Source organism: Streptomyces sp. NPDC092045, assembly GCF_044756005.1.
Lineage (GTDB): Bacteria > Actinomycetota > Actinomycetes > Streptomycetales > Streptomycetaceae > Streptomyces.
Genome location: NZ_JBIVSC010000004.1, coordinates 218,755 through 230,417, shown reverse-complemented (window position 1 = coordinate 230,417; position 11,663 = coordinate 218,755). Strand labels below are relative to the sequence as shown.

Here is an 11,663-nt window from a genome sequence, read left to right as displayed (position 1 = left end):
GACGCGATGCCATGCCGGAGACCGCATCCGACACCCGGGCCCCGGACGCCCTCCTTCCGTCCCTCGCCCCCCTGCTCCACGAATGGCTGCCACGGCAGCGCTGGTTCGCGGGCAAGGGCCGCCGGGTCACCGGATTCACACTGGACGCCGCCACCGAGCTGCTGCCGCCGGACGGCCCGGGGCCCGGCCTCCTCCACCTGCTCGTACGGGTCGAACAGCCGGGCCGGCCGGCCGGTTCGCCCTCCGACTGCTACCAACTGCTCCTGGGCGTACGGACCCAGCTCCCGCCCCGCCTCGCCCCCGCCCTGATCGGGCGGATCCGGCAGGGGCCGCTCGCCGGGCGGGCCGTCTACGAAGGGCTGCGCGACCCGCGGCTCGCCGGGCTCCTCTACGAGCGGCTGCGCACCCCGGGCCGGACCGGCCCGCTGCGCTTCCACGCCACCACCGCCCTGCCGGCCGCGCTCGCGCCGCGCGTGCTCGACGCCGAGCAGTCCAACTCCTCGCTGGTCTACGGGGACGCGTACATCCTCAAGATCTTCCGCCGGGTCAGCCCCGGTGCCAATCCCGACCTGGAGCTGCCGCTCGCGCTCAGCCGGGCCGGCTGCGCCCGGGTGCCCGCGCCGGTCGCCTGGTTCGAGTCGGGGGCCGCGACCCTCGGCGTCCTCCAGCCCTACCTGCGGGACTCCCGGGACGGCTGGCGGCTCGCGCTCGACGCGCTGGCCGACGGGCGGGAGTTCACCACCGAGGCGCGGGCGCTCGGCCGCGCCACCGCCGAGGTGCACCTGGCGCTCGCCGGGGCGCTGCCGACGCGGCGGCTCGGGAAGGCCGAGGCCGAGCTGCTCGCCAACGCGATGGACCGGCGGCTGCACGCGGCGGCGCAGGCCGTGCCGGCGCTGCTGCCGCACGTGCCGGGGCTCCGGGCCGTCTTCACGGCGGCGGTCGGGGCGGCCGGGGCGGGGGCGCTCCAGCGCATCCACGGCGACCTGCACCTGGGGCAGACCCTGCGGGGCTCCGACGGGGCCTGGGCGGTCATCGACTTCGAGGGCGAGCCCGCGAAGCCGCTGGACGAGCGGCGCAGCCCGCAGCCCACGGTCCGGGATGTCGCCGGGATGCTCCGCTCCTTCGACTACGCGGCCCGCACCCACCGCCCGTGGAACGCGGACTGGGCGGCCCGCTGCCGCGCCGCCTTCTGCACCGGCTACGCGGAGGCGGCGGGCGCCGACCCGCGCTCGGACCCGGCGCTCCTCCGCGCCTACGAGACCGACAAGGCGGTGTACGAGGTCGTCTACGAGGCCCGTCACCGGCCGGACTGGCTGCCGGTCCCGATGGCGGCGATCGAACGTCTGGCGGCGATCCCGTGAGTACCCCGTTCGGAGCAGCGGGCCCGTCCTGCGGGCTCCCTCCCACCCGCGGGAACCCCCACCGGCCCCGTTCGGCCGAGTGTCCCGGCGTCCCCGCGGCCCGTTCCACAGGCGTGTTCCGCACCGATCCCCCCTTTCCCTCTCCCGTCCTCCAGGAGGCATCCCCGTGACCGCCCGATCCGCAGGAAAGACGTCCACAGCCAAGAAGGCGCCCGCGTCGGCCACTGCCAGGAAGGCGTCCGCGGCGGACCTGCCCGCCGTGCGGAAGGAGCCCGCGCCGGAGCGGCCCGCCGTACGGAAGGCGCCACCGCTCGACCCGGGCGACCGGGCGCGGCTGCTCGCCGGGGAGCACCACGACCCGCACGGGGTGCTCGGCGCGCACCCGGTGCGCGGCGGGGTGGTGGTGCGGGTGCTGCGCCCGTTCGCCCGCGAGGTCGCGGTCCTCACCAAGGGCCGCCGGATCGCGCTCCACGACGACGGGGACGGCCTCTTCTCGGGGCTGCTGCCACTGCTGCGGAAGGTGCCGGCGTACGAGCTGCGGGTGCGCTACGCGGAGGGCCCCGAGCTGGAGCTCCAGGACCCGTACCGCTTCCTGCCCTCGCTCGGGGACCTCGACCTGCACCTGATCGGGGAGGGCCGGCACGAGGAGCTGTGGACGGCGCTCGGCTCCCGGATCATGACGCACGAGGGCGTGACCGGCACCCGGTTCGCGGTCTGGGCGCCGAACGCGCGCGGGGTGCGGCTCACCGGTGGGTTCACGTACTGGGGCGCGGGCCTGCCGATGCGCTCGCTCGGCTCGACGGGCGTGTGGGAGCTGTTCGTGCCCGGCCTCGGCGAGGGCACGGTCTACAAGTACGACATCACCCGGCCCGACGGCTCGCACACGCTGCGGGCGGACCCGATGGCCCGGCGCACCGAGTGCCCGCCGAACACGGCGTCGATCGTCACCGAGTCGCACCACGTGTGGGGCGACGGGGAGTGGATGGAGCGGCGGGGCGCCCGCCCGGCGCACGAGGCCCCGCTCTCGGTGTACGAGGTGCACCTGGCGTCCTGGCGGCCGGGGCTGACCTACCGCGAGCTGGCCGAGCAGCTCCCCGCCTACGTGCGCGACCTCGGCTTCACGCACGTGGAGCTGATGCCGGTCACCGAGCACCCCTTCGGCGGCTCGTGGGGCTACCAGGTGACCGGGTTCTACGCGCCGACGGCCCGGATGGGCACCCCGGACGACTTCAAGCACCTGGTGGACGCGCTGCACCGGGCGGGGATCGGGGTCCTGATGGACTGGGTCCCGGCGCACTTCCCGAAGGACGACTGGGCGCTCGCCGAGTTCGACGGGCGGCCGCTGTACGAGCACGAGGACCCGCGCCGGTCGCACCACCCGGACTGGGGGACCCTGGAGTTCGACTACGGGCGCAAGGAGGTGCGGAACTTCCTGGTCGCCAACGCCGTGTACTGGTGCCAGGAGTTCCACATCGACGGCCTGCGCGTGGACGCGGTCGCCTCGATGCTCTACCTGGACTACTCGCGCGAGCACGGCGAGTGGGTGCCGAACGAGTTCGGGGGCCGGGAGAACCCGGACGCGGTGGCGTTCCTCCAGGAGATGAACGCGACCGTGTACCGGCGCTGCCCGGGGATCACGACCTTCGCGGAGGAGTCCACGGCCTGGGACGGGGTGACGCGGGCGACGGACCAGGTGGGTCCGGGCGGCTTCGGCGGCCTCGGCTTCGGCATGAAGTGGAACATGGGCTGGATGCACGACTCCCTGGAGTACGTGCAGAAGGAGCCGGTGCACCGGAAGTACCACCACGACGAGATGACGTTCTCGATGGTGTACGCGTACAGCGAGAACTACATCCTGCCGATCTCGCACGACGAGGTGGTGCACGGCAAGCGGTCGCTGGTGTCGAAGATGCCGGGCGACTGGTGGCAGCAGCGGGCCAACCACCGCGCCTACCTGGGCTTCATGTGGGCCCACCCCGGCAAGCAACTCCTTTACATGGGGCAGGAGTTCGCGCAGGGCGGGGAGTGGTCGGCGGACCAGGGCCCGGACTGGTGGCTGCTCGACCCGGCGTACGGGGCGGCGGACGACCACCGGGGCGTGCAGAACCTGGTCCGCGACCTGAACACGGTGTACACGGCGACGCCGTCGCTGTGGGAGCGGGACACCTCGCCGGAGGGGTTCGCGTGGGTGGTCGGGGACGCGGCCGACGACAACGTCTTCGCGTTCCTGCGGTTCGACGGCTTCGGCTCGCCGCTGCTCGCCGTGTCGAACTTCTCGCCGGTGGTGCGGCGGGACTACCGGCTCGGGGTGCCGGACACCTTCGCGGCCTGGACGGAGGTGCTGAACACGGACGCGGGCCGGTACGGGGGCTCGGACGTGGTCGGCACCGACCCTGTGAAGACCGAGTCGGTGCCGTGGCACGGACGGGAGTCGAGCGTGCGGATGACGCTGCCGCCGCTGGCGACGGTGTGGCTCAGGCCGGCTTGAAGGTCACGGCGGGCGTGATCGCGCGGGTCTGATCACACGGGCCTGATCACGCCCAGGCGCTGGGTGGCCCGGGTCAGGGCCACGTACAGGTCGTTCACGCCGTGCGGGGCGCCGGCCCGGATGCCGTCCGGGTCGACGACGAGGACCGTGTCGAACTCCAGGCCCTTGGCCTGCCGGGGGTCGAGGAGGACCACCGGCCGGGTGAGGTCGGGGGCCGGGCCGTGGTCGGCGTCCGGAAGGGCGCCGGCCAGGGCGGGGTGCAGCTCCGGCGGGGCGATCACGGCGAGCCGCCCGTCGGGGCGCCGTTCGGCGGCGACCGCGTCGGCGGTCTCCCTCACCGGGTCCTCGACCGTGCGGTCCCAGGGCTCGACGCCGGTGGAGCGGACCGAGCTCGGCGGCTCGAAGCCGGGGTCGGCCTCGCGCCGCACCTCGGCGGCGACGGCCATGATCTCGGCGGGGGTGCGGTAGTTGACGCCGAGCCGGACCAGCTCCCAGCGGTCCTCCACGTACGGGCCGAGGATGTCCCGCCAGGCGCCGACGCCGGCCGGGTCGCCGGTCTGGGCGGGGTCGCCGACCAGGGTCATCGAGCGGGTGGGGCTGCGGCGCATCAGGAGCCGCCAGGCCATCGCGGAGAGTTCCTGGGCCTCGTCGACGATGATGTGCCCGAAGGCCCAGGTGCGGTCGGCGGCGGCCCGTTCGGCGGCGGTGCGGTGGTCGGCCTCCTCGTGGCGCTCCGCGAACCGCTCGGCGTCGATGACGTCGTGGGCGGAGAGGACCTCGGAGGCGTCCTTGTCCTGTTCCTCCTTGTCCTCGAACTCGTAGGTGCGCGAGGCGTACGAGACGTCGAGGACGCCCTGCGCGTACTGGATGCGCTTCTGCCGCTCGGCCTCCTCGGCGGCACGGAGGGCGGAGTCGTCCTCGCCGAGCAGTTCGGCGGCCTCGTCGAGCAGGGGCACGTCGGCCGGGGTCCAGGCGCCGCCCTCGCGGCGGATCGCGTCGGCGTCGGCGTCCGGCAGGTGGGTCGGCTCGGTGAGGTAGTCCGCGAGGAACTCCCGCGGGGTGAGGGCGGGCCAGAGGGTGTCGAGGGCGGCGTACACCTCGGGGTTGGCGGCGATGCCCTTGGCGAGCAGGGCGATGTCGTCGGGGCCAAGGAAGTTGGGGCCGCCGTACGGGTCGGCGCCGATGCGGTCGGCGAGCTGCGCGGCGAGGGCGTCGAGGATCCGGAAGACGAAGTAGGGGCGGGCGAGGTTGTGCGGGAGGGCGGTCTCGCGGGCCTTGTGGCGGGCCTCCAGGGCCATGTCCCAGTCGACGACCAGGTCGCCGTCCTCGTGCGGGACGACCAGCGGCTCGCCGCGCTCGGGGACCCGCTGGCGGTCCCGCACGGCGGCGGCGAGGGCGTCGGCCATGGCGGCGGAGCCCTTGACGGCGGCGGCGCGGGGGGTGTCGGTGCCGGTGGCGCGGACGCCGGGGAAGAGCTCGGCGGGGGTGGCGAGGAGGACGCCGGTCTCGCCGAGGGAGGGCAGCACGTTGCCGATGTAGCCGAGGAAGGCGGGGTTGGGGCCGACGATGAGGACGGCCCGGCGGGCGAGCTGCTCGCGGTGGGCGTAGAGGAGGTACGCGGCGCGGTGCAGGGCGACGGCGGTCTTGCCGGTGCCGGGGCCGCCCTCGACGACGAGGACGCCGCGGTGCGGGGAGCGGATGATGGCGTCCTGCTCGGCCTGGATGGTCTGCACGATGTCGTGCATGCGGCCGGTGCGGGCGGCGTCGAGGGAGGCGAGCAGCACCTCGTCGGCGTCCCGGTTCTCGTGGCCGGTGCGGGTGGCGTCGGCGAGGTCGAGGACCTCGTCGTGGAGGGCGGTGACCGTGCGGCCGGTGGTGCTGATGTGGCGGCGGCGGGAGAGGCCCATGGGCTCGTACCCGGTGGCGAGGTAGAAGGGGCGGGCGACCTCGGCGCGCCAGTCGACGACGAGGGGGGTGCGGTTCGGGTCGTCCTCGCGGATGCCGAGCCGGCCGATGTGGTGGTCGCGGCCGTCGCGGAAGACGAGCCGGCCGAAGCAGAGGCCGCTCTCCCCCGCGTCGAGCGCGGCGAGCAGCCCGGACCGCTCGGCGACCAGCACGTCCCGTTCGAGCCGGCCCTGGCTGTTGCCGGTGCCGGGGGTGCGCAGGGCGCGGTCGACGGCGGCCTCGGCCTGGTCCCTCAGGTGGTCGAGTCGTGTGTAGAGATCGGTGATGAATTGTTGTTCATTCCGAAATTCCTCGGTTGACAATTCGACTCCCGGCGCGATACAGTACGTTTATTGAGCTTCACCGTGACTCGCAGGCGCACTTGGGTGCGCTTTCTTTATGTGCAGACACGGAATCCATCAATATACGCTCCGCGACACCCCGGCTGTCAATTCCGGTCGGGGTTTTCCCGTTCTCCGCCCGCCGGGTTCCCGGTGAGGTCCTTGTGGAAGTGGACGTCCTCGGCGGCGCGCAGGAGCCTGCCGCCCCGGCCGTCGCGGCGGTGCTCCTCGTGGACCCAGAGCATGTCGATGCCGAGCAGTCCGGCCCAGGTCCGGGCGGTGATCCCGCCGACGACCTCGCCGGTCGCCGGGTCGACGGCCTTCACCGGGAACCCGCTCCGGTCCTCGAGGCTGGTCCCGGTGGCCGCGAAGTCGTACGCGTCGAGCCCCCGGTCGAGGAGCTTCGCCGGCTCGGGGTCGCGGTCCCCGACGGTCAGGCCGGTCGTGTCGTGATCATGATTCATGCCGCCCGAGTCCGGCACGGGCCGCCGGGAGGGCCTCCCGGCGGCGGCGGGTGCGGGAGCCCCGGCGGCTCAGGGGCCGAGGACGTCCTCCAGTTCCTCCAGGAGGCGGCGCTTCGGGCGGGCGCCCACCAGGGACTTCACGGGCTCGCCGGCCCGGAAGGCCATGAGGGTCGGGGTGGCGAGGACCCCGTACCGCACCGTGGTCTCCGGGTTGCGGTCCACGTCGATCTCGACGATCCGGAGGCGTGCGGCCTCCTCCCGGGCGAGCGCGCCGAGCACCGGCTTCAGCTGCCGGCACGGCCCGCACCACTCGGCGGTGAACTTCACCAGGACCGGCAGCCCGGAGCCCAGCACCTCCGTGCCGAAGTCCGCGTCCGTCACCTCGGTCACGCCCGCCGCGTCCGTCGTGTCCGTCGTCATGTCCGTCACTCCTCTTCCTCCGCCGCTTTCTCCGGGGTCAGTTCGCACCGGGGCTCCGGGCCGTGCGGCAGCTCCGCCTCGGCCCGCAGCAGCTGGGCGCCCACCTGCGCGCGCACCGCCCGGAGCTGTTCGATCAGTCCGTCCAGCTCGGCGACCTTCCGCCGGTAGACGGCGATCGACGCGGGGCACGCGTCCCCCGCCGGGTGCCCCGCGCGCAGGCAGTCGACGAACGGCCGCGTCTCCTCCAGCTCGAACCCGAAGTCCCGCAGGGTCCTGATCTGCTGGAGGAGCCGCAGGTCGTCCTCGTCGTACGTGCGGTGCCCCCGGTCCGTGCGCCGGGCGGTCAGGAGCCCCCGGGACTCGTAGTACCGCAGGGTCCGCGTGGTGGTCCCGGCCCGCTCGGCCAGCTCTCCGATGCGCATGCCCCCGACGGTAGGCCTTGACGTCGGCGTCAGGGCAAGGGCCGGTCTCGCGGCCCGTCCGTGAAGCGGGTCGCCGGGGCGGCCGGGGCCGGCGTGCGTCAGGCGTGGTCGCGGTCCGGCGGCAGCAGCGGTTTTCCCTCCACCGGGGAGGAGAGCACGATCGAGGTCGTGGTGCGGCCGAGGAGCGAGGTCTGTTCCAGGACCTCTTCGAGGTGGACGGTGTCGGTGACGGCGACCTTGAGGATCCAGCAGTCCTCGCCCACCACGTGGTGGACCTCCAGGACCTCGGGGCGGGCGGTCAGTTCGAGGGTGCGGGGGTGCCTGAGGGTGTAGCCGCCGTGCGGGTTCACGCGGATGAAGGCCCGGAGGCCGTAGCCGAGGCGGGCCGGGGAGACCCTGGCCCCGTAGCCGGTGACCGCGCCGCTCTCCTCCAGGCGGCGGACCCGCTCGGTGACCGCCGCCGGGCTGAGCCGGACGCGGCGGCCGAGCTCGCTCAGCTTGATCCGGCCGTCGGTCTGGAGGAGGTCCAGGATCTGCCGGTCGATGGCGTCGAACGCCCCACGGGGGGCCGCCGAGGTTTCGTCGGCGGCGGTCCGCGAACGCCGTGGTTCCTTCGGCGCGACGGCCTGGAGACCCATGTTTCCCCCTTCAGGCGGCGAGCGTTCAACGTAACACTTTTCCCCGGAGGAAAGGGAGTGGGAATTCATGGACGTTCTGGTCATCGGCGGGAGCCGTTATTTCGGCAAGCGGGTCATCGCCCTCCTGCGCGAATCCGGGCACCGCGTCACGGTGCTCAACCGGGGTTCCTCCGGAGTTCCCGGCGGGCCTTCCGGCGGAATGCGGCACCTCGTGGCCGACCGCGACGACGAAACCGCCCTGGAATCCGTGCTGGCGGGCCGCTCCTTCGACGTCGTCCTCGACCAGGTCTGCTACACCCCCCGCCAGGCGGAGATCGCCCGGCGGGTCTTCGCGGGACGCGTCCGGCGCTACGTGATGACGTCGACGGTGGAGGTGTACGGGAACGAGGACTCGCCCGCACCGCTCCCGGAGACCGCCCTCGACCTGGCGTCGGTCGCCGTCGACACGGGCGCCGCCTGGGACGACCCGGAGTTCCGCGACGCGCACTACGGGGAGGGCAAGCGGCAGGCCGAGGCGGTGTTCGCGGCCGGGGCGCCGTTCGCCTGGGCCTCGGTCCGGGTGGCGCACGTCCTCGGCGGCCACGACGACTTCACCGGCCGGCTCGACCACTACGTGCGGCGCGTCCGGGACGGCGAGCCGATCGCGGTCCCGGCGGTGAACCGTCCGGCGACCTACGTGTACGTGGAGGAGATCGCCGCGTTCCTCGCCTGGGCCGTGGAGGCGGACTTCACCGGGCCGGTGAACGCGCACTCCCACGGCCCGCTCCGCACCGCCGACCTCTGCGCGGAGATCGAACGGCAGGTGGGCGGCCGGACGGTGTTCCGGGAGGTGGAGGCCGGGGAGGTCTCGCCGTTCTCCTTCGCCCGCTCGTACGGGATGGACAACGCGCGGGCCACGGAGCTGGGTTACTCCTTCTCCCATTCCTCGGAATGGCTCGCGCGGGCCGTCTCCGACGCGGTCGGTGCGGCGCGGTGACGCGCTTCCGGACGCTGGGGGACGTACGGGTCGGGGCCGTCGGGCTGGGCACGATGCCGCTCTCCATCGAGGGGCGGCCCGACCGGGCGCGGGCCGTCGCCACGGTCCACGCGGCCCTGGACGCGGGCGTGACCCTGCTCGACACCGCCGACTCCTACCACCCGCCGGGCGGCGAACCCGGCGAGGGCGAACGGCTCGTGGCCCGGGCCCTGGCCTCGTACGGAGGCCGTACGGACGGGGTGCTGGTGGCGACGAAGGGCGGGCGGGGGCGGACGGCCGACGGCGGCTGGACCGTGGACGGCCGGCCCGGCCGCCTGCGGCGGGCGGCGGAGGCCTCGGCCCGGCGGCTCGGGGGCGGCGCGATCGGGCTCTACCAGCTCCACAAGCCGGACCCGTCCGTCCCGTACGCCGAATCGCTCGGCGCGGTGAGGGAGTTGCTGGACGCGGGCACGGTCCGGCTCGCCGGGGTCTCGAACGTGGGCGCCGAGCAGATCCTGCTGGCCCGGGAGGTGCTGGGCGACCGGCTCGTCTCCGTGCAGAACCGGTACTCGCCCGCCGTCCGGGACGGCGAGGCGGAGCTGCGGCTCTGCGCGGAGCTCGGGCTCGCCTTCCTGCCGTGGAGCCCGCTGGGCGGGATCTCGCGCAGCTCGCTGGACGGGGCGTCCGCCCTGGAGGAGGACCCGGAGTTCGGGGCGTTCCACCGGGTGGCGCGGGCGCGCGGGGTCGGCCCGCAGCGGGTGGCGCTCGCCTGGCTGCTGTCGCTCTCGGAGACCGTCCTGCCGATCCCGGGGGCGAGCCGCCCGGAGACGGCCCGGGACTCGGCGGCCGCGGCCGGGCTCGTCCTGACGGAGGAGGAGCTGGCGGAGCTGGGGCCGCCGGAGCCGGAGGGGGCGGAGGGGGCTGAGGAGCCGGAGAGGTAGGAGGGGTCGGAGGAGCCGGCGGTGCGGGGGTGAACGGGAGGTCCCCGGCCGCTCGTGGCGGCCGGGGACCTCCCGTACCCGGGGCCCGGATCCGGCTCAAGGCCCGGGACCCGGAGGTTCTTCGCGGAAGTGCGGGAGAGGGGGAGAGGGAAGGGGGCGGAAGGCGGTCAGACCGCCGCGGGCGTCTTCCCGCCCTCCCCGTCCGCCCGCTGGTCCGGGACCGGGGTCGTCGGGGCGTGGTCGTCGACGAGGGTCTTCTCGTCGAAGGGGATCCGGCCGGCGAGGACCTCGGCCACCCGCTCCTTGTCGATCTCCTTGGTCCAGGTGCCGACGAGGACGGTGGCGACGGCGTTGCCGGCGAAGTTGGTGAGGGCGCGCGCCTCGCTCATGAAGCGGTCGATGCCGACGATCAGGCCGACGCCGTCGACCAGCTCGGGCCGGTGCGACTGGAGGCCGCCCGCCAGGGTGGCGAGGCCCGCGCCGGTGACGCCCGCCGCGCCCTTCGAGGCGATGATCATGAAGACGAGGAGGGAGACCTGCTCGCCGAGCGACAGCGGGTCGCCCATCGCCTCGGCGACGAAGAGCGAGGCCATCGTGAGGTAGATCGCGGTGCCGTCGAGGTTGAAGGAGTAGCCGGTCGGCACGGTGATGCCGACGACCGGCTTGGAGACGCCCAGGTGCTCCATCTTCGCGATGAGGCGCGGCAGCGCCGACTCGGAGGAGGAGGTGGAGAGGATCAGCAGGAACTCGCGGCCCAGGTACTTCAGGAGGGCCCAGATGTTGATCCCGGCGACCAGCCGCAGGATCGCGCCGAGCACCACGAAGACGAAGAGCCCGCAGGTCAGGTAGAAGCCGATCATGATGACGGCGAGGGACTTCAGGGCGTCCACGCCGGTCGCGCCGACGACGGCCGCGATGGCGCCGAACGCGCCGACGGGGGCCGCCCACATGATCATGGCCAGGATGCGGAAGACCAGCCGCTGGATGTGCCCGATGCCGCGCAGGACCGGCTCCCCGGCCGCGCCCATCGCCTGGAGCGCGAAGCCCGCGAGGAGGGCGACCAGGAGGGTCTGGAGGACCTCGCCCTCGGTGAAGGCGGAGACGAGGGTGGTGGGGATGATCCCGAGGAGGAAGTCCGGCGTGGACTCGCTCGCGCCCTCCGCCTGCTTGGCGCCGGCCTCGGCCAGCTCCTTGGTGAGGTGGAGGCCGGAGCCGGGCTCCAGGAGGTTGCCGACGAGCAGGCCGATCGCGAGCGCCACCGTCGACATGAGCAGGAAGTAGCCGAGGGCGAGGCCGCCGACGGCGCCGACCTTCGCGGCCTTCCGGACCGAGCCGACGCCGAGCACGATCGTGCAGAAGATGATCGGGGAGATCATCATCTTGATCAGGTTGACGAAGCCGGTGCCGAGCGGCTTCAGCTCGACGGCGAAGCCCGGCGCCAGGAAGCCGACCGCGATGCCGAGCAGTACGGCGCCGATGACGGCCAGATACAGATAGTGGGTACGGTCCCGGCGTGCGGCCACGGGGGTCCTCCTCGTGCTGGTGGGTGTCCCCCGGGCGTCCGCGTCCCGGTGGACCTCCGCGACTATCCACCAGCCTGTGACCCGGGTCACGGTTGCGTACGTTTCGTTCACGGCCGAAACGACGCCGGTCGCGGACGGGGCGGGACCGCGGCGCCGCCGCGCGGTC

10 protein-coding genes are annotated in these 11,663 nt (G+C 73.9%); 4 read left to right on the top strand and 6 right to left on the bottom strand.

Going from position 1 to position 11,663, the window contains the following annotated elements:
- The first annotated feature begins 11 nt into the window (after positions 1-11).
- Both ACIQKA_RS14525 and glgB read left to right on the top strand, forming a co-directional pair.
- A complete protein-coding gene (locus tag ACIQKA_RS14525; RefSeq protein WP_402541089.1) occupies positions 12-1,361 on the top strand; it encodes a maltokinase in 1,350 nt (449 codons plus the stop codon).
- Between the two features lie 166 nt (positions 1,362-1,527).
- A complete protein-coding gene (glgB, locus tag ACIQKA_RS14520) occupies positions 1,528-3,849 on the top strand; it encodes a 1,4-alpha-glucan branching enzyme (protein WP_383446571.1) in 2,322 nt (773 codons plus the stop codon).
- A 32-nt stretch (positions 3,850-3,881) separates the two neighbouring features.
- On the opposite strand, the gene ACIQKA_RS14515 is transcribed toward glgB, so the two are convergent.
- The 5 genes from ACIQKA_RS14515 to ACIQKA_RS14495 all read right to left on the bottom strand — a co-directional run bounded on the left by ACIQKA_RS14515 (position 3,882) and on the right by ACIQKA_RS14495 (position 8,078).
- On the bottom strand, positions 3,882-6,116 hold the full coding sequence (locus ACIQKA_RS14515) for a HelD family protein (RefSeq protein ID WP_383446574.1): 2,235 nt from the start codon (positions 6,114-6,116) through the stop codon (positions 3,882-3,884).
- 125 nt (positions 6,117-6,241) lie between these two features.
- Positions 6,242-6,598 carry a GNAT family N-acetyltransferase gene (locus ACIQKA_RS14510; protein WP_402541086.1) on the bottom strand — a complete coding sequence of 119 codons (357 nt, stop codon included), beginning with the start codon at positions 6,596-6,598 and terminating at the stop codon, positions 6,242-6,244.
- A 69-nt stretch (positions 6,599-6,667) separates the two neighbouring features.
- Positions 6,668-7,018, bottom strand: coding sequence for a thioredoxin family protein (locus ACIQKA_RS14505; protein WP_383436487.1), 351 nt, complete (start codon positions 7,016-7,018; stop codon positions 6,668-6,670).
- A 5-nt stretch (positions 7,019-7,023) separates the two neighbouring features.
- The gene (locus tag ACIQKA_RS14500; RefSeq protein ID WP_383159169.1) at positions 7,024-7,440 is read right to left on the bottom strand and encodes a MerR family transcriptional regulator; all 417 of its coding nucleotides are present in this window, start codon (positions 7,438-7,440) and stop codon (positions 7,024-7,026) included.
- Between the two features lie 98 nt (positions 7,441-7,538).
- The gene (locus ACIQKA_RS14495; protein WP_383446580.1) at positions 7,539-8,078 is read right to left on the bottom strand and encodes an Lrp/AsnC family transcriptional regulator; all 540 of its coding nucleotides are present in this window, start codon (positions 8,076-8,078) and stop codon (positions 7,539-7,541) included.
- A 67-nt stretch (positions 8,079-8,145) separates the two neighbouring features.
- Here ACIQKA_RS14495 and ACIQKA_RS14490 point away from each other — a divergent pair, with 67 nt between their 5' ends.
- Together ACIQKA_RS14490 and ACIQKA_RS14485 are read left to right on the top strand one after the other, a co-directional pair.
- Positions 8,146-9,054 (top strand): NAD-dependent epimerase/dehydratase family protein, encoded by a 909-nt coding sequence (locus ACIQKA_RS14490; protein ID WP_383436490.1) that lies wholly within the window; start codon positions 8,146-8,148, stop codon positions 9,052-9,054.
- Positions 9,051-9,974: an aldo/keto reductase gene (locus tag ACIQKA_RS14485; protein ID WP_402541083.1), complete on the top strand. Its 924-nt coding sequence runs from the start codon at positions 9,051-9,053 to the stop codon at positions 9,972-9,974. Before ACIQKA_RS14490 ends, ACIQKA_RS14485 begins: the two co-directional genes overlap by 4 nt.
- A 167-nt stretch (positions 9,975-10,141) precedes the next feature.
- Here ACIQKA_RS14485 and ACIQKA_RS14480 read toward each other — a convergent pair whose 3' ends face one another.
- Complete coding sequence (locus ACIQKA_RS14480; RefSeq protein ID WP_383157886.1) at positions 10,142-11,497, bottom strand: cation:dicarboxylate symporter family transporter; 1,356 nt, start codon at positions 11,495-11,497, stop codon at positions 10,142-10,144.
- Positions 11,498-11,663: the final 166 nt, after the last annotated feature.

Bases quoted from the DNA above. Each gene is read 5' to 3' on its own strand.
- ACIQKA_RS14525 (WP_402541089.1), top strand. From the start codon at position 12: ATGCCGGAGACCGCATCCGACACCCGGGCCCCGGACGCCCTCCTTCCG.
- ACIQKA_RS14510 (WP_402541086.1), bottom strand. From the start codon at position 6,598: ATGAATCATGATCACGACACGACCGGCCTGACCGTCGGGGACCGCGAC.
- ACIQKA_RS14505 (WP_383436487.1), bottom strand. From the start codon at position 7,018: ATGACGACGGACACGACGGACGCGGCGGGCGTGACCGAGGTGACGGAC.
- ACIQKA_RS14500 (WP_383159169.1), bottom strand. From the start codon at position 7,440: ATGCGCATCGGAGAGCTGGCCGAGCGGGCCGGGACCACCACGCGGACC.
- ACIQKA_RS14495 (WP_383446580.1), bottom strand. From the start codon at position 8,078: ATGGGTCTCCAGGCCGTCGCGCCGAAGGAACCACGGCGTTCGCGGACC.
- ACIQKA_RS14490 (WP_383436490.1), top strand. From the start codon at position 8,146: ATGGACGTTCTGGTCATCGGCGGGAGCCGTTATTTCGGCAAGCGGGTC.